13 protein-coding genes are annotated in these 17,855 nt (G+C 72.6%); 8 read left to right on the top strand and 5 right to left on the bottom strand.

The window, feature by feature from the left end:
- The 5 genes from HUX53_RS10040 to HUX53_RS10020 form a co-directional block, all read left to right on the top strand.
- A partial coding sequence (locus HUX53_RS10040) for a hypothetical protein (RefSeq protein WP_217919291.1) occupies positions 1-3,536 on the top strand: 3,536 nt, incomplete at its 5' end.
- The gene (locus HUX53_RS10035; RefSeq protein WP_176402882.1) at positions 3,533-5,788 is read left to right on the top strand and encodes an MBL fold metallo-hydrolase; all 2,256 of its coding nucleotides are present in this window, start codon (positions 3,533-3,535) and stop codon (positions 5,786-5,788) included. The genes HUX53_RS10040 and HUX53_RS10035, both read left to right, overlap by 4 nt.
- A gap of 231 nt (positions 5,789-6,019) precedes the next feature.
- A complete protein-coding gene (locus tag HUX53_RS10030) occupies positions 6,020-6,796 on the top strand; it encodes an SGNH/GDSL hydrolase family protein (RefSeq protein ID WP_309237141.1) in 777 nt (258 codons plus the stop codon).
- A 107-nt stretch (positions 6,797-6,903) separates the two neighbouring features.
- Positions 6,904-7,476, top strand: coding sequence for a TetR/AcrR family transcriptional regulator (locus HUX53_RS10025; RefSeq protein ID WP_309237140.1), 573 nt, complete (start codon positions 6,904-6,906; stop codon positions 7,474-7,476).
- Positions 7,466-8,329, top strand: coding sequence for an amidohydrolase family protein (locus tag HUX53_RS10020; RefSeq protein ID WP_176402881.1), 864 nt, complete (start codon positions 7,466-7,468; stop codon positions 8,327-8,329). The genes HUX53_RS10025 and HUX53_RS10020 overlap by 11 nt, the downstream gene beginning before the upstream one ends.
- Here the strand turns inward: HUX53_RS10020 and HUX53_RS10015 are convergent.
- Positions 8,271-9,299, bottom strand: a complete 1,029-nt coding sequence (locus HUX53_RS10015) for a lysylphosphatidylglycerol synthase domain-containing protein (RefSeq protein ID WP_176402880.1) — start codon at positions 9,297-9,299, stop codon at positions 8,271-8,273. The genes HUX53_RS10020 and HUX53_RS10015 overlap by 59 nt on opposite strands.
- 438 nt (positions 9,300-9,737) lie before the next feature.
- On the opposite strand from HUX53_RS10015, the gene cqsA reads away from it, so the two are divergent.
- Positions 9,738-10,889, top strand: coding sequence for an alpha-hydroxyketone-type quorum-sensing autoinducer synthase (cqsA, locus tag HUX53_RS10010; RefSeq protein ID WP_176402879.1), 1,152 nt, complete (start codon positions 9,738-9,740; stop codon positions 10,887-10,889).
- 3 nt (positions 10,890-10,892) lie between these two features.
- On the opposite strand, the gene HUX53_RS10005 is transcribed toward cqsA, so the two are convergent.
- Positions 10,893-11,792 (bottom strand): oxygenase MpaB family protein, encoded by a 900-nt coding sequence (locus HUX53_RS10005; RefSeq protein ID WP_176402878.1) that lies wholly within the window; start codon positions 11,790-11,792, stop codon positions 10,893-10,895.
- 117 nt (positions 11,793-11,909) lie between these two features.
- Between HUX53_RS10005 and HUX53_RS10000 the strand changes: the two genes are divergently transcribed.
- On the top strand, positions 11,910-12,755 hold the full coding sequence (locus HUX53_RS10000) for a DUF4190 domain-containing protein (RefSeq protein ID WP_176402877.1): 846 nt from the start codon (positions 11,910-11,912) through the stop codon (positions 12,753-12,755).
- Positions 12,756-12,919: 164 nt separating this feature from the next.
- Here the strand turns inward: HUX53_RS10000 and HUX53_RS09995 are convergent, their stop codons facing one another.
- The 3 genes from HUX53_RS09995 to HUX53_RS09985 form a co-directional block, all read right to left on the bottom strand.
- The gene (locus HUX53_RS09995) at positions 12,920-14,113 is read right to left on the bottom strand and encodes a beta-ketoacyl synthase N-terminal-like domain-containing protein (RefSeq protein ID WP_176402876.1); all 1,194 of its coding nucleotides are present in this window, start codon (positions 14,111-14,113) and stop codon (positions 12,920-12,922) included.
- 99 nt (positions 14,114-14,212) lie between these two features.
- The gene (locus HUX53_RS09990) at positions 14,213-15,271 is read right to left on the bottom strand and encodes a low specificity L-threonine aldolase (RefSeq protein ID WP_176402875.1); all 1,059 of its coding nucleotides are present in this window, start codon (positions 15,269-15,271) and stop codon (positions 14,213-14,215) included.
- Positions 15,272-15,300: 29 nt separating this feature from the next.
- On the bottom strand, positions 15,301-15,864 hold the full coding sequence (locus HUX53_RS09985) for a hypothetical protein (RefSeq protein WP_176402874.1): 564 nt from the start codon (positions 15,862-15,864) through the stop codon (positions 15,301-15,303).
- Between the two features lie 548 nt (positions 15,865-16,412).
- On the opposite strand from HUX53_RS09985, the gene HUX53_RS09980 reads away from it, so the two are divergent.
- Positions 16,413-17,831 carry a GAF domain-containing protein gene (locus tag HUX53_RS09980; RefSeq protein ID WP_176402873.1) on the top strand — a complete coding sequence of 473 codons (1,419 nt, stop codon included), beginning with the start codon at positions 16,413-16,415 and terminating at the stop codon, positions 17,829-17,831.
- Positions 17,832-17,855: the final 24 nt, after the last annotated feature.

Here is a 17,855-nt window from a genome sequence, read left to right as displayed (position 1 = left end):
TAAGAGGCGGCCGGCAGGGCTGGCCGGCCGCCGCCGCCCGCCGGTACCTGCTCGACGGCACGTTCGCCCTGCTGGACGGGGCCAAGCCGGCGGAGACCGAGCCGCCCGCCGCGCACGTCCTCAACCGGGACCTGCTGCCGGCCGGCGACCTCCCCTTGGACCCGCGCACGCTCCAGCCCGCCGGTGAGATCGTCCTGGCGGATCTCGTGCCGGTCGCGCACGCCGGCCGCCCCGACTGGGGGACGGTGTTCGAGGCGCGGGCCGCGCGGCTCGACCACGAGGGCACGCAGGCGGTCGTCTCCGTCCTGCGGGCGCTCGACCCGGAGGCCGCCGCGCGGCTGCGGGCCCGGCGGGACGACCTGGTCCGCGCCGCCCGCGACAAACGGGAAGAGCATGTCGAGCAGTTGCGCGACCTGATCGCCATGTCGCGGCGGGACGGGCTGCTCACCGAAGGCGAGGAACGCGAGGCCGAGGAGGCGGTGCGGCTCCTCACCGCCGGCGACCGCCGCGACTTCGACCGGATCGGCCGCGAACTCGACGCGCTCCGCGCCCGGCTGGACGAATGGTGCAAAACGAGCATCCAGGCGGCGCGCGAGGCGCTCGACGAGGCGCGGCAGACCGGCGACCTCCGCACAGCGGACACAAAGCGCATCGAAGACCACATCAAGGGCCGAGACCTCACCACCGCCCGCGAGTTCATCGCGCAGCTGAAGGCGGGCAAGCAGCTCCCGGAGAAGGCCGAAAGCCTCGACTTCGCCCACTTCTACCCCGCGTTCCCGGACGTCTTCCACCGGCACTCAAGGCAGACCGGGAAACGCGCTCGCAAGCAGGAGACCAGCGGGTACATCGACGCGCTGAAGGACGCCCTGATCGCCGGCCGCGACGTCGCCGAGCCGGAGCTGTACGACCTGCTCGCCACCGCCGGCATCGACATCCCGCAGACGCGCGAGGCGTCCCGCCGGGTCGCGGGGGAGGGGCTGCGCAAGTGGCTGAACCTCCGCGACGGCCGCAGCAAGACGCCGGGGAACCTGCGCTCGCTGATCGACGCGACGCTCAAGATGATCGGGCTGGAGGGGACGCAGGGCGACGCCGACCAGGGCCCCGACCGGATGTGGATCGTCCTCGACGGCGTCCGGCACGTCGGCTCGGTCGGCGGGGCGCTGCTGCCCGCGTTCGGGTCGCAGAAGAGCCCGTCCGGCGGGCGGCTCCGGCTGCTGCTGCACTGGGGACGCCCCGGCCCGCAGCAGCTCGTCGACCTCCTGAACGGGCAGCCGGAGGGCGAGACCGTGCTCGCTCTCTACTTCGGCGTCCTGTCGGCGGACGACCGCGCGCAGCTCGGCGAGGCCGCCCGCAAGCGCCGCGCGCCGGTCGCCGGGGTGCTCGACGACGCCGCGATCGCCTACCTGGCGTGCCGGCCGCAGGACTGGTCGGTCGCCGTGGCGCTGATGGCGCCGTTCACCTCCACTGACCCCTACACGCCGACCGGCGGCGTCCCGGAGGAGATGTTCTACGGGCGGTCCGAGCAGCTCCGCAAGGTCACCGACCGGCGGGGCCCGTCGTTCGTGTTCGGCGGGCGGCAGCTCGGCAAGTCGGCGCTGCTGCGCAAGGCTGAGCGCGACCTGGCCGCCGACCCGAACCGGACGGTGATCCTGGAGACCATCCAGACGGTCGGGCTGGTCCGGTCGATGTCGCTGTGGCCGATCCTCGGCGACCGGCTCGCGAAGGCCGGCGTCGTCCGGTCCGGGCTGACCGGCCGCGACCAGGTGATCGACGCGGTGCGCGGCTGGGCGGACGCCGACGGGAACCGGCAGCTGCTCATCCTGCTGGACGAGGCCGACGGCTTCCTCAACCGGGACGCCGAACGCGGCCGCTTCGAGGACGTCACCGCGCTGCGCACCCTCATGGAGGACACCGGCCGCCGCGTCAAGGTCGTGTGGGCGGGCCTGCACCAGACCGCGCGCTTCCACGGCCTGCCGAACCAGCCCCTCGCCCAGCTCGGCGAGCCAATCGCGATCGGCCCGCTCGACCCGCAGGACGCGTTCGACCTGCTCGTCCGGCCGCTCGCCACGCTCGGCCTGGTGTTCCCCGAGACGCTCGCCGCCCGGGTGATCGCCGAGGCGAACAACGCCCCCGCGCTCGTCCAGCTGTTCGCCGGGAAGCTGCTCGCCCGGCTGCGGGAGACCCCGCGCACCCTTCCGTACGAGATCACCCGGGAGGACGTGGCGGAGGTCTGGCGCGACCAGAAGCTCGTGGACGGCTTCCAGAAGCGGTTCGACTACACCCTCACCCTCGACAAGCGCTACAAGGTGATCGCCTACACGGTCGCCCTCCACGCGCTGGACGACGGCGCCGACGAGGCCCTCACCGTCCGGCAGCTGCGCGAGGAATGCCGGTACTGGTGGGCGCGCGGGTTCGAGAACTGCAGCGGCGACGACTTCCGCAGCCTCCTCGACGAGTGCGTCAACCTGGGCGTCCTCGGCGTGGACGACGGCCGGTACCGGCTGCGCACCCCGCACGTGCTGCGGCTCCTCGGCGGCGTCCGCGAGATCGAGAACGTCCTCGAAAGTGCCGCCGACTTCGACGACCCCGACGAGTTCGACGCGCACTCCTACCGGATGCCGCACCTGACCGGCCCGGACCGGGCGCCGCTCAGCATCGGGCAGCTCACCGGGCTGCTGCGGCCGGGCCGCCTCGTGCACGTGGTGGCCGGGTCGGCGGCGCTGCACGCCGAACGGGTCGCGGCGGCGCTGCAGGCGATGCCGTCCGACCGCTCCGACCTGGAGATCCGGGTCGTCCGGCCGGGGGAGGCGACGTTCGACAGCGCGGTGCTGCGCGCCCGCCGGCACCCCGGGCACGACGTGATCGTGGTCGACCTGCACGCGGCGCGGGACGGCGAGCAGTTCGAACGGCGGTTCACCGAGGCGCGGCACGCGGTCGCCGACCGGTCCGGGGACGGCACCCTGTCCATCGTGCTCGTCGCCGGCCCCGCCGCGGCCGCCGGGTGGCTCCGGTACGCGGCCGACGACGACGTCGAACTGGTGCCGCTGCGGCGCTTCGACGCGCCCGCGATCCGGCAGTGGATGCTGGAGGACTCGCTCGGCTTCCCCGACGACGCCGGGCAGCGCGAACTCCTCCGGCGCACCGGCGGCTGGCCGACCCTGGTCGGCCGGGTCGTCACCGGCCTCGCCGGACGTGACCGCGACCAGGCCCTCGACGCCGTGCTGCGGCAGGTGCGCGCCAAACCCTCGACGTTCCTGGACGACACCGGCGTCCGCGCCGACCCATGCCTCGCCGCCGCGTGGCACGTCCTGGTCAAGGAGGACGACCGCGGCACCATCGAAGACCTCACCACCCTCCTCACCCTCTACGGCGAGGACGGAACGGCCGGCCTAACTCCTCCTGACCTGCGCGAACACGGCTACGACGGGCTGCACGACCTGGTGGAGGCGTTGCGGGTACTCGGCGCGCTGGAGCCCGTGGACGGCGAGCTGGCCTGCGAACCCGTCCTCGCCGACGCCACCCGGCGGTCCGGATGACCGTCACCGAGCCCGCCATCAGCTCGGACGCGCTCGGGCCGGTGCTGCGCGCGGTGGCGCTGGCCGTGCTGGAGCGCCAGTCCGCCGCCCGGCTCCCGTCCGACCCCGACGCGCTGGTCAGGGGGCACACGCCGCTGCTGCTGGAGGCGGCCGAACGCTTCCCGGCGCTGCGCGCCCAGGCCGCCGCCCGCCTCACCGACGCCGGCGACGAGGCCCGCGCGCTGGCCGCCGTCCTGCTGCACCCCGACGACGGCGTCGTCCGCACGGCGCTGGCCTGGATCGGCCGCCGCGAACGGGCCGCCGAGCGCGCCGCCCGTGACGCCGACCGCACCGCCCGCCGCATCTCCCACCTGCGCAAACGCGTAAAGACCGAGCAGGGCCGCCTGGAGTACGCCCGCCGCGACGCACAAGAAGCCTCCCAGCAACTCACCGCGACCCAAGAGGCCCTGGCCGAACAGGAGGAGCGAGCAGACACCCTGACCCGGCGCCTGGCAACCGAACACCACCGCTGGACAGACCCACGAGCCCTGGCCGCCGCCCTCCTCACCACCCTCGAACGGCCGTCCGCCGACCCCAGAGCAACAACGGAGAACACCCCAGCCGCCCGCCACGCCGCGCCCCAGGCCGCTGCTCCCGGAGGCACGCTGGGGGACGCTCCGGCCGTTCGCCGCGCCGCGCCCCAGGCCGCTGTCCCCGGAGCTTCCGAAGGGGACGAGGCGGCCGCCGTTCGCCGTGCCGCGCCCCCGGCCGCTGCCTTTGGTGTGCTCCGAGGGGGTGTGGTGGGTGAGTCGGCCGTCGCTGGTGAGAGCACGCATTTGGCTGCTGCCGCTCGTGCCGTGGGGAAGGGGCCGGAGGAGGTGCTCGGGGTTCTGCGGGCGCTCGTGGATCCGGCGCCGCCGCCGGTTGTGGTCACCACTGAGTTGAACCTGCGGGTCGTGCCGCTCGGCGGGGATACGCATATCGGCGGCTCGTGCGTGCTCGTGGAGGCGGGTGGCACACGGATCCTCGTGGACGCCGGGCTTCGGCCCGGTGATCGGGCCGAGCCGCCTCGTGACATCGGGCGTGCCCTTGACGGCTCGCTGGACGCGGTGGTCGTGACCCATGCGCACAACGACCACTGCGGGTACGTTCCCGCGATGGTCGCGCGCCGTCCCGGAGTGCGGGTGCTCGCGTCGCCGGAGACTGCGGCGCTCATGCCGGTGATGTGGGCCGACACCGCCAAGGTGCTCGCGGCGCGGGAACGCGGGCGAGCGCGCTGGGGCGACTCGGGCGACGTCCTTTACGGGGCGGCGGACGTCGAGGCCGCGAGCCGGCGGCGGGAGGAGTTGCCGTTCGGGGTGCCGCGGCGGATCGGGGCGCTGACCGTCGAGCTGTTCCCGGCCGGGCACATCCTGGGCGCCGCCGGGGTGGTGGTGCGCGCCGGCGACCGCCGCGTTGTCATCACGGGCGATATTTCGGGATTCCGGCAGGAAACGGTCGGTGGCTATGTCGTTCCGGAGTCCGCCCGTGCCGCCGACCTTCTCGTCCTGGAGTCGACCTGCTGCACCGAGGAGCACGACGACCGTGATCTGCGGGTGGACGAGCTGGTGCGCGCGGTCGCCGACGTCACCGGGAGCGGCGGCCGGGTGCTGATCCCCGCGTTCGCGCTCGGCCGCGCCCAGGAGATCGCGATGATCATGCGGCGGCACTTGCCCGAGGTACCGGTGCGGCTGGACGGCATGGCCGCCGAGTTGGCCACCGTGTTCGAGTCCCTGGACCCGGCGCTGCGCGTGTTCGGGGGAGCCACCGCGGTCGCGAACCGTCCCGCCGAACTGGACGCCTTCCGGACCGGGGTCGTCATCTCCACGTCCGGCATGCTGACCGGCGGCCCGGCCGTCCGGTGGGCGAGCCGGATCCTCCCCGAACCGGGCAGCGCCCTGTTCATCTCCGGCTACCAGGACGAGGAGTCGCCCGGCCGCGCACTGCGCGACCTCGCGGAAAAGGGCGGAGAATTCCCCCTTCTCGACCACGGCCGCGAGATCACCGTTCCGGTGCGCGCCCGCGTGGACAGGATCCGCCTTTCCGCGCACGCCGACCGCCGCGGCCTTCTCGGCATCGCCGACGAGGTCGCGGCGCGGGAGGTCATGCTCGTGCACGGGATTCCGGGACGGCAGCGCACGTTCGCCGAAACCCTCCGCGTGCATGGCCGGCGGCCGGTGGCGACCGGCCCCTGGAACCTGGGCGGCGACGGCTGGCCAAAGGGATTCCTGTGATCAGTGGGGCTGCCGGGATTGCCGGGTAAATGGTTGTTACCATGCACGTCCCCGGCAGCTGAGAATTTCCGGATATTTCGGATTGCAATGGCGAATTCTGACGAATGTCGTTGATCAGCTCTGGGGCTTGAGAGAATGGCGGGACGGGTATAAGCCGCACGGCACAATTCGATACGACGCTCCGGAGTGCAGATGCGTCTTACCCGCCCCTGTCTGGCCGCTCTCGGTGCGGTGACCTTCGCCGCCACATCACTGCTGTGGTCCGGTTCCGCCTCGGCGGCCGGGACCAACTACGTCGCACTCGGGGACTCCTACTCCTCCGGCACGGGGGCCGGAAGCTACGACTCCGGCAGCGGGTCGTGCAAGCGCAGCGCCAACGCCTACCCGAACCTGTGGGCGGCGGCGCACTCGACGTCGTCCTACAAGTTCGTGGCCTGCTCGGGGGCGACCACCGCGACCATCGCGAGCGGGCAGCTCGGCGCGCTCGGCTCGTCCACCACGCTCGTCAGCCTCACGGCCGGCGGCAACGACGCCGGGTTCGCCGACGTGATGGAGACCTGCGTCCTGCACTCGACCTCGACCTGCCAGAGCAGGGTGGCGGAGGCCGAGAGCTACATGAAGAACACTCTGCCCGGCCGCCTCGACTCCCTCTACGGCAAGATCCGCGCGAAGTCGCCGTCCGCACGCGTGGTCGTGCTCGGCTACCCGCGCCTCTACAAGATCGTCAACGCGTGCGTGGGGCTCAGCAACGCCAAGCGCACCGCGCTGAACGGAGCCGCCGACACCCTCGACGGCGTCATCGCCAAGGCGGCGGGACGCGCCGGGTTCACCTGGTCGGACGTCCGGGACGAGTTCGCCGGCCACGAGCTGTGCTCGGGCGACGACTGGCTCAACGCGGTGACGATCCCGATCGACTCCTCCTACCACCCGACCGCGCGCGGCCACCGCCTCGGCTACCTGCCGGCCCTGACCGGCTCCGCCAGCCTCGCCCTGCAGAAGCAGACCTGATCCGATCCGCCTCCGGCCCCGGCCGACCGCCTCCGGTCGGCCGGGGCCGTTGCCTGTGCGGCACGGGCTTGACAGAACTATGTTCTAGGGCGCCAGAATATTGTTCTGTGAGTGAGATCGGGCGGGAGAGGGTGCTGCGGGCGGCGCTGGAGCTGTTCGGGCGGGACGGCGTCGCCGGGACGACGCTGAGCGCGCTCCGGACGGCGAGCGGTGTGAGCGTCGGCAGCTTCTACCACCACTTCGCCGGCAAGGAGCAGGTGGCCGAGGCGCTGTTCGTGGAGTGCATCGCCCTGTATCAGGACGCGTTCCTCGCCGAATTGAAGGCGTATGAAAGCGCGCGCGGGGCAGTGTCCGGTGTCGTGGCGTTCCATGTGCGCTGGTGCAAGGAGCATCCCGACAGGGCCCGGTTCATGTTCACCGAACGTCCGGCCGCGAGCGAGGCGCTGGCTGAGCGCAACAAGGCGTTCTACCGCGAGGTCCGCAGCTGGTGGCGCGTCCAGGTGCGGCACGGTGCGCTGATCGGTGTCGACGGGGTGACCGCGTTCGTCCTCTGGCTCGGTCCCGCACAGGAGCTGTGCCGGATGTGGTTGAACGGCCAGAGCCCCGAGCCGGACGGCAGGCAGGTCGAGTTGCTGAGCGAGGCCGCATGGCGGTCGGTGGGAGGTGCCCATGGTGATTGACGCGTGGATGCAGCACGGGACGGTCCGGTTCCTGCAACACGAGATGCTGGATTCGCTGTGGCGGTGGCTCGGGCAGAAGCCTCCGGCCGAGGAACTGCCCGTCCAGACGACCGTCGACGCCATGGACGCCGGGGGAGTGGACGTCGGCCTCATCAGCGCCTGGCACGGGCCGGAGGGCGACCTGGTCAGCAACGACGAGGTCGCTTCGTTCGTAGAGCAGTTCCCAGACCGGCTTGTAGGCATTGCCTCGGTCGACCTGCGCAAGCCCATGGAGGCCGTGCGGGAGCTGCGGCGCTGCGTGCGCGACCTGGGCTTCAAGGGGCTGCGCGTGGTGCCGTGGCTGTGGGAGCTGCCGCCCACCGACCGCCGGTACTACCCGCTGTTCGCCGAATGCGTGGAACTGGGCATCCCCTTCTGCACGCAGGTCGGGCACACCGGTCCGCTGCGTCCCAGCGAGACGGGACGGCCGATCCCGTACATCGACCAGGTCGCGCTCGACTTCCCCGAACTCGTCATCGTCGGCGGGCACATCGGCTACCCGTGGACAGAGGAGATGGTCGCGGTCTGCCGCAAGCACCCGAACGTCTACATCGACACGTCCGCGTACACGGTGCGCAGGTATCCGCCGGAACTCGTCCGGTACATGGCTCAGGACAGGCACCACAAGGTCATGTTCGGCACCAACTACCCGATGCTGACCGCGGACCGGGCGCTCAAGGGCCTGGACGACCTCGGCCTGAGCGACGAGGCCAGGGCGACGTTCCTGTCCGGCAACGCCGCGAAGGTCTTCAAAATCACCGGCGGAGCGTCCGGTAAGACAGCAGACCAAGGGGGACCGGTGCCCAGAACGTGACCGCGCGGAACAGCAGGACGGCGTGCAGGGCCGCGCCGGTGTCGGTGCCGAGCGCGGCGAGCGCGGCGACGAGGGCGGTCTCGGTGGAGCCGACGCCGCCGGGCAGCGGGATGGCGGAGCCGGCGGCGGCGCCCACCAGGTAGGCGGCGAGGAGGGTGAGGACGTCGGCGGGGCCCACCGCCGTCCCGGGAACGGCGAGGACGCTGAGCGCGAACGCCACGGCGAGCGCGAACGTGGTCCCCGCGGACGCGGCCAGCGTGAGCAGCAGGTCGCGTGGCCGGCGGCACAGGTCGGCGAACCCGGCGACGGCCCGTCCGACGACGGCGGAACGGGCCGCGCGGCGGCCCCACAGCACCGCGGCCGGCAGCAGCACCCCGCCCGCGATGAGCAGCGGGACGGGCGGGACGAGCCCGGCGGCGTGCGCGGCGTGGTCGCCGAGGGCGTCCAGCATCCGCCCGTTCCCGCCGCCGAGGCCGAGGACGGCGCCGAGCAGCAGCAGGTCGGCGGGGACGCCCGCCACCTGCAGGACCGCGACGGCGACCGCCGCGCGCGACAGCGGCAGGCCCCGGCACACCAGGTAGCGGGTGTTCACGGCGACGGCGCCGAGGCCGCCCGGGGTGATCCGGTTGGCGGCGGACGCGGCGAACTGCGCGAGCGTCGTGGTGACCAGCGGCAGCGGACGGCCCGCGGCGCCGCGCAGCGCGACCGCCGAGAACACGTAGTGCAGCAGGGACAGCAGCACCAGCGCCGGCAGGAACTCCCAGCGCATGTCGCCGAACGCGGACACCGCCGGACGCAGCGGGCCGAGGACCACCAGCAGGACCGCGGTGAGGCCGGCGAGGAGTACCCCGAGGATCGTCCAGCGGACCCGGTCAATCCGCCGGACGGCGGGAAGCGGTGCGGTGCCCGCGCCGACCTCGGGAAGTTCGGCGGGCACCACGCGTTCAGCGCCGGCGGCGATCGTGTTCACACCCCACAGTTCGGTGATGGGAATGAAGAGCGTGTGACCGGCTGATACCCGCTGAAGCGAACGATATGGGACGTTTTGCCCGACGAGCCGGGAAACCGTGACGCCGGGCACCGACATTCCGCCGCCCCGCGCGGGCTCAATTCCCCCGCAGGCAAGGGAGAACAGACCCGTCAGCGGTGAGCGGCAGCCCTCAGGGCAGTAGCCGGACAGCCCGGAAGATCTCGCCGGGCGCGGTGGTCGCGCTGTCCGGCCGGGGCCGTGGCCGAGGTGGCGCAAAAATGCCGTCACGGCGTAGTGGCCGGAGTAGGCGGCGGGCGGGGCGCGCCGGATTTTTCTCCGGCGGCTCGCGGGTTTGGTCCTCGCCCGGAATTGGTTTCACACTATGATTAGGGTTCGCTACAGGACGTGACGATCGTTTGACCGGGGAGTGTGACGACCATGACCAGCGCTCACCAGCGGCTGGGGGAACGCATCAGGGTGTTCCGGGGCACGCGGGGGGGCCGCCGGGCCGCGCCCGCGAAGGCCCCCGGCGACCGGGCGATCGTGCTGACCTGTAGCGACTATCTCGCGCTCGCCGAGCATCCGGCGGTCACCGAGGCCATGATCGCCAGCCTGCGCAAGGCGGACCCGGCCGCGCCCGCGCCCGGCCTCTGCCTCCCCGACGACCACCCGCAGCTCGTCCTCGGTGCGGGGTTCGCCCGGCACCTGGGCGCGCGGGCCGGGGTGCTGTGCTCGTCGGGCTGGGCCGCCAACACCGGGCTCCTGCAGGTGGTCGCCGGCCCGGACGTGCCCGTCTACCTGGACGTCCTCGCGCACATGTCGCTGTGGGAGGGGGCGCGGGCGGCGGGCGCGGAGCTGGCCTACTTCCGCCACAACGACCTCGACCACCTGCGCCGCCGGATCGAGGTGGGCGGCTCCGGCGTGATCGCCGTGGACGGCGTCTACAGCACCGACGGCTCGGTGGCCCCGCTGCGCGACCTGGTGGCGGTGGCCGAGGAGCACGGCTGCCTCCTGCTCGTGGACGAGTCGCACTCGCTCGGCACGCACGGCGAGCGCGGCGCGGGCCTGGTCGCCGAGCTGGGCCTGACCGGCCGCGTCGACTTCCGCACGGCGAGCCTGGCGAAGGCGCTGCCGGGGCGCGCCGGCCTGATCGCCTGCGACCGTCCCGGCTTCGCGGACTACTTCACCCACACCGCGCTGCCGGCGGTGTTCAGCTCGACGCTGCTGCCGCACGACATCGCGGGCCTGGCCGCGGCGCTGAAGGTCGTCCGCCGAGAGGGCTGGCGGCGCGGCCGGCTCCGCGCGGTCACGGCCCGGCTGCGGGACGGCCTGACCGGCCTCGGCTACCGCCTCGTCGAGTCGGACACGCAGATCATCGCGCTGGAGGCGGGCTCGGAGTCCGAGGCGACCCTCATGCGGGACGCGCTGGTCGGCCGCGACATCTTCAGCGCGGCGCTGTTCCCGCCGGCGGCGTCGGTGGGCCGCACCCTGGTCCGCCTCTCCGCGCACGCCGGGCTGACCGACGGCGACGTCCGCCGGATCCTCACCGCGTGCGAGGAGTTGCGTCCCCGGATGGCGGCAGCCGTGTGATCCTCAGGCCGCCGGCTGGTACCGGTCCTGGCGGGTCTGGGCGCCGATGTAGCGGAGCATGCTGCGCAATGCCCAGTGGTTGATGCCGCTGGGCATCATGCGGTAGCCCTGCCGGTTGGCCATCGCGAGCGCGGAGAACCGGGCCTGATCGAGCGGTGACCAGGGGATGTCGAACCGTTCCCGGATGAGCGGCGGCAGGCAGCCGAAGGTGATCAGCCGCAGCGGACGCTCGACGACCATGCGCCCGGCACGGTCGAGCCGGGGCCCGCCGACCGGCAGGATCGTGACGGTGTCGGACCCGTGCTTGGCGATCTCCAGGGCCCGCGCCGCGGCGGGCGTGAGTTCGAGCGTCCTGGCGCAGACGTGCCAGAACTTGGACTGGAACGCCGCGTAGTCGGCGGGCACGGGCCGCATGCTGACGCCGTACCGGGCGTACCAGGTGACGGTTTCCGCGTACATCTGCTCGTGGTCTTCGGCGGTGAGGGTACCGGGGTGGAACGTCTCGGCGGCTTTGAAGATCTCCCAGGTGAAGGTGGCGTGCGCCCACCAGAACGTCTCCGGTTCGAGCGCGTGGTACCGCCTGTTGTGCTCGTCCACACCGCCGATGCCGCGATGCAGGTCGCGGATGCCGCGAGCGCGCGTCACACCGTCCGGCGCGAGGATCGTCGCCCAGATCTGCGGGACGGACCGGTGGATCCGGTCGAACGGCGCGGCGAAGAACGCCGAGTGCTCGCCCACCCCGGCGCCGATACCGGGATGCATGAGCTGCATGAGCCCGGCCGCGGCCCCGGGCAGCAGCGACCGCAGGTCACCGGCATACCGCCACAGCAGCGTCCCGGGCACCAGCGGCGCATGCGCCACCGTCCGGGACGAGCGGACTCGGAGCGGGGACGAGGCGGCCATCGCACCTCCAGACCAGTGACCACTTACGCACGAGCATAGATTCACCGTGAGACAAAGGTCAACATTTGTCGCACATCCGGCACCCGAACCGTGATCTTGCAGCCTTACGCTCCTCCCGTGACGCTCCCACCCGACACTGACGACGTCCCGGCCACCCCGCCTCCCGCCCGGACGAACCGCTTCGCGATCACCGCGCTGATCACCGGCCTCCTCGGCCTGGTGTTATTCGCGATCGCCTTCGCCGTCACCGCCCTCGTCCAAACAGGCAGACGCAGCGAAAAGGGCCGCGGCCTGGCGGTCACGGCCTTGGCCCTGTCCATTGCCTGGCTTGCCGCAGGGGCGGCTCTGCTGATCGCCACCGGGAGAGACGAGCACGCGCCCGCCCGCGAGGCTGACGGGCCGCGGGCCTCGGTGCTGGCAGTGGGGGATTGCTTCGCGGGTTTCCGGCAGGCGGGAGCGAAGATCTTCGCGCGGGCCGCGCCATGCGCGACTGCTCACGAGGGAGAGGTCATCGGCAAGCCGGACCTGCCCATTCTGGAGTATCCCGGTGATGCGCGGCTGGCCGCCGAGGGCGAGAAGGCGTGCCGGGTTCAGGCGTCGTCGCTGTACGCGGCCCGTCGCGGGGACGAGTTCGTCCTGTCCATCGACCGTCCGGACAAGAGGGCGTGGGACCACGGTGAGCATGCGGTGACCTGTCTCATCCGCTACAGCGACGGCCCGGAGAACGTTCGGCTGGAGGAGTTGCCGAAGTCCCAGTCCCAACTGGTTGCCGGCGATTGTGTCGGGACCTGGAGCGAATCGGGCTACGTGTACCTCGTCGACTGCGCGAAGAAGCACGAGGTTCAGGTGTTCGCGAGGGTCACCCGAAAGGTGAGAAGTACCCGGGTGAGGCAAAGTCCTACGCCCTATGCGCCGACCAGGCGCGACGGGTCTTCGGCCCTAACCCGCCGAAGCATCTCCTGATGCGCTATGCAGGTCCGGACGAACTGGAGTGGGCGCGCGGCGAACGGTACATCGCCTGCCTCGTCCTCAAGGAGAAGGGTTCGCTCACCCACTCGGTGATCCCCAAGTGACCGACGGCGGGGTGCGGGGGTCTCGCGCCGCCGAACCCCGCCGGGGGTTCGAGATCAGGCGCTCGCGGGCTTGTAGACGGCTACGGCGCAGGCGCTGCCTAGGCCGATGTTGTGCTGGAGGGCTACGCGGGCGCCGTCGACCTGGCGGTTGTCGGCCTGGCCGCGGAGCTGCCAGGTGAGTTCGGCGCACTGGGCGAGGCCGGTGGCGCCGAGGGGGTGGCCCTTGGAGATGAGGCCGCCGGACGGGTTGACGACCCACTTGCCGCCGTAGGTGGTGGCCTGGTCGTCGATGAGCTTGTGGCCTTCGCCGACCTCGGCCATGCCGAGGGCCTCGTAGGTGATGAGCTCGTTGGCGCTGAAGCAGTCGTGCAGTTCGATGACGTCGACGTCGTCGATGGAGACCTGGGCCTCGTCCATGGCCTTGCGGGCGGCGAGCTGGGAGACGCCGAAGCCGACGACCTGGATGGAGGAGTGGTCCTCGAAGCTCTGCGGGGTGTCGGTGGCGATGTGGTGGCCGGCGATCTCGATGGCCTGGTCCCACAGGTCGTTCTCGTCCAGGAAACGCTCGCTGACGACGAGCGCGGCGCCGGCCCCGTCGGAGGTGGGGGAGCACTGCAGCTTGGTCAGCGGGTCGAAGATCATCGTGGCGTTCTTGACGTCGTCGAGCGAGTACTCGGTCTGGAACTGCGCGTAGGGGTTGTTGACCGAGTGCTTGTGGTTCTTCCAGCCGATCCAGGCGTAGTGGTCGGGGGTGGAGCCGTACTTCTCCATGTGCTCGCGGCCGGCGTTGCCGAACATCTGCGGCATGGGCGCCTTGTCCAGCTCCCATTCGCGGCCCGCGGTCATGGAGCGCAGGTGGTGGTCGATGATGGTGACCTTGGACTCGCCGACGCCGGCGCCGAGGGAGCCCTTCTTCATCTTCTCCATGCCGAGCGCGAGCGCGCAGTCGGCGAGGCCGCCGCGGACGGCCTGGCGGGCGAGGAACAGCGCGCTGGAGCCCGTCGCGCACGCGTTCATGACGGTCATGACGGGAATGCCGGTCATGCCGGTCTCGTAGAGGGCGCGCTGGCCCATCGACCCGTACATCGAGCCGGCGTAGGCCATCTCGATCTTGTCGTAGCTGACGCCGGCGTCCGCCAGGGCCTTGCCGACGGCCTCCTTGGCCATGTCCGGGTACTCCCAGTCGCGGGAGCCGGGCTTCTCGAACTTGGTCATGCCCACGCCCACGACGAAGGTGCGGTTGGCCATCGGGGTCGCCTCCTGTAACCGAATCCTGTTCGGTGACACGATAACGCGCGCGCCGGGCTGCGGGCAGGGCCCCTCCCGCTGGCCGGGATCAACCGCAGGTCAGCCGGACATCTCGGACGCGAGCGCGGCGGCGAACGCGTCCACGTCGTCCGCGGTCGTGTCGAACGAGCACACCCAGCGGACCTCGCCGGTCGCCTCGTCCCAGGTGTAGAAGGGGAACCGCTTGCGCAGCCGGTCGGCCACGTCCTTCGGGACGAGCGCGAAGACGGTGTTCGCCTGCACGGCCTGCGTGATCTCCACGCCGGGCACGGTGCGGGCGGCGGCCTCCAAGCGGGCGGCCATCGCGTTGGCGTGGGACGCGTTGCGCAGCCACAGGTCGCCGTCCAGGAGGGCGTTGAGCTGGGCCGACACGTACCGCATCTTGGACGCCAGCTGCATGCTCGACTTGCGCAGGAAGCTCACGCCGCGCACCGCGTCCGGGTTCAGGACGACGATCGCCTCACCGAGCAGCAGGCCGTTCTTGGTGCCGCCGAACGACAGGACGTCCACGCCCGCGTCGGTGGTGAGGGCGCGCAGCGGGACGCCGAGGGACGCGGCCGCGTTGGCGATGCGCGCGCCGTCCATGTGCACGGTCAGGCCGCGCTCGTGCGCCGCGGCCGCGACCGCCGCCGTCTCCTCGGCCGTGTAGACGGTGCCCAGCTCGGTGCTCTGGGTGATCGACACGACGGCGGGCTGCCGCCGCTGGATGTTGCCGAACCCCGTCGCGTACGCGGCGACGAGGTCGGGCGTCAGCTTGCCGTCCGGGGTCGGGACGGTGCTCAGCTTGAGCCCGGCGATCTTCTCTGCGGCGCCGCACTCGTCGGTGTTGATGTGCGCGGACTCCGGGCACACGACCGAACTCCACCGCTCCGACATCGCCTGCAGCGACACCACGTTCGCGCCCGTCCCGTTGAACACCGGGAACACCTCGGCCCGGTCGCCGAAGTGCCGCCGCACGACGTCGCGGAGCCGCCCGGTGACGGCATCGTCGCCGTAGGCGGGCTGGTGCCCGCCGTTGACCTCGGCCAGGGCGGCGAGGACGTCCGGATGGACGCTCGCCTGATTGTCACTGGCGAATCCGCGCGCGGCGGCGGGAGAAGTTTCGGGCGGCTGAGTCATGCGTCCATTCTCGGGGACGCACGCCGCCTCTAGGCCGGGCGGTCGGTGATGTTCTGCACCGGGGCGGGCGAGGCGTCGGCCGGGGGCTCGGCGGCGCGCAGCGCCATCCGGGCGCGCATGGCGTCGAGGTCGTCGCCGAACCGCGCCACGGTCGACTGCAGGTCGCGCCAGAGCCCGGTCCGCTGCTCCAGCTGGGCGACCTTGGTGCGCAGGTCGCCGATGCGCCGCTCGGCGGCCTCCAGCCGGGTGCGGTTGCCGGCCGTGTCGCGGCCGGTGCAGATCAGGCTGGTCGCGACGGCGGCCAGGTCGCGCTCGGTGTCGTCCATCCGCTCGTCGATGCGCGGCAGCAGCCGGTCGTTGAGCTGCCCGACGAGCGAGTCGAGCTCGGTGCGGATCGTGCGCAGCTCGGCGTCCTGCGCCTCGACGGCCTGCTCCAGGATCGCCATGCGCTCGATGTAGGCGGGGAGCAGCCGCCCCAGCTCCGCAGACCGTTCCAGATCTCGTCCCACCTTGACGAGAAGGCCGATGCCCTCGCGCAGATGGCGCTCCGCCTCGGCGGCGGCGCGGCGGACGAGACCCGGGATCACGGTCATGGCGCTCCCTCCAGGGGCCGGTCGTGGGGATCCTCCTTAAACTGTAGGCGAACCGGCCATGAACATTTTGTGAACCCAGATGTTTATTTCGACGATCGCGCGTGTTTTCGGACGGCCGGCGGGCGCCGCGTCCGCGCCGCCGGCGGCGGGCTGCACGTGCAGAGCCCGCGGCTCACGATGAGCCAGGCGCGTTCGGCGGTGTAGTCGGCCTGGCTGAGCGCCGGGCGGACACGGTGGCAGGTCAGGCAGAGCATGCGGTGTTTCGTCCTCCCCATGAGGCCGGGAGCGCCTGCGCCCGATCGGGGGCCGGCCCGCCGCCCCGCGCGCATTCCCCCCGGACGCGCAACGGGACGGCGGGACCCACAGGATGGCCCTTCGTCTCCCAGCCGCCGTCACGGTATGCGTCCGCACGTTGCATGCACGTTGCGACCAGACGATCACGGACCGTGTCCTGATCCGGCCGTGCGGGATCCGTGGAATCGGTTGCGCGGAACCCGCCGATGGGCTGATCCTCAGACGGGCCGAGGTTCTCTCCGGGGGAAGGACTGATGGTGGTGCACGATCCGGTGGCCGTCCGTCCGCCCATCTCCGAATCCTGGCGGCGCTCCCGCGACGCCGGCGTCGACGCGGCCGTCGCGGCGGCCCCGCTGGCGTTCGACCGCGACTCGCTCGCCGACGCCCGCGGCGCCCATCCGCTGCGCCCGCACCTGCCGATGCTGGAGGCGCTGCTGCGCCGGGTCGCGGACGAGACCGAGCACCTGATGGTGATCACCGACGCGGCCGGGCACGTGCTGTGGACGCAGGGCCCGCCCGCCGCCCGCCGCGCCGCCGACGCGATCGGGCTGACCGAGGGGTTCCGCTGGTCGGAGGACGCCGTCGGCACCAACGGGATCGGCACCGCCCTCGCCACCGGCCGGCCCGAGTACGTCTACGCCGCCGAGCACGTCGCGCACGTCCTGCACCGCTGGTCGTGCGCCGGCGCGCCGATCATCGACCCCGACTCGGCGCGGGTCGTCGGGTGCATCGACGTCAGCGCGACCGTGCGGGCGCTGCATCCGGCGACCGTGGCGCTCGTCGCCGCCGCCGCGCGGCTGGCCGAGGCGCGGCTGGAGAACGAGATGCTGGCGCGGGACGAGCGGCTGCGCGAGCGGCTCCTGCCGCACCTGCGCGGGCTCGGCGGGGCGGGGCTGCTCGTCACCGCCCCCGGCCGGATCCTCGCGGCGGGCACGGCGGGGCTGCGCGGCCGCCGGGTCGCCGTCCCCGAGCCCGGCGGGACGCTCACGCTGCCGGACGGCCGCGTCGCCGTCGCCGAGCCGCTCGGTGAGGCGTTCCTGCTGCGGGCCACCGGCCGGGCGAGTGCGCCGCCGCGGGCCGGCGAGGCGGACGGGCCGCTGCTGACGCTGTCGCTGCTCGGCGACGGGCCGCCGCACGCGCTGCTGGACGGCCGGCGGTCCGACCTGACGCTGCGGCACGCCGAGATCCTCGCGCTGCTCGCGCTGCACCCGCGCGGGCTGAGCGGCGACCGCCTCGCGCTGTACCTGTACGGCGACGACGGCAGCCCCGCGACCGTCCGCCCCGAGATCCACCGGCTCCGCCAGCAGCTCGGCGACATCGTCCGCGCCCGCCCCTACCGGCTCGGCCGCGCGGTCGAGGCCGACTTCCTCACCGTCCGGCGGCTGCTGGACGAGGGCGACGTCGCCGGTGCCGTGCGGCTGTACGGGGGCGAGCTGCTGCCCCGCTCGGACGCGCCCGCGATCCGCGCCGAACGCGACGAGCTGGCGGTGCGGGTGCGGCGGCAGGCCCTCGACCGGGGCGGCGCCGACGCGCTGTGGACCTACGCGCAGACCGAGCCGGGCCGCACCGACCTGGAGGCCCTCGAACGCCTCCGCACCGTCCTCCCGGCCGGCGACCCGCGCCGCGCCACCGTCGCCTCCCGCAGCGACCGCCTCCTCAGCGGCGACCCTTAGACGCACCGCCACCGCGCGACCCGG

Origin of the sequence: Actinomadura sp. BRA 177, from assembly GCF_013372625.1 — a bacterium.
Taxonomy (GTDB): Bacteria; Actinomycetota; Actinomycetes; order Streptosporangiales; family Streptosporangiaceae; genus Spirillospora.
This window is presented reverse-complemented; position numbering and strand designations above follow the sequence as displayed.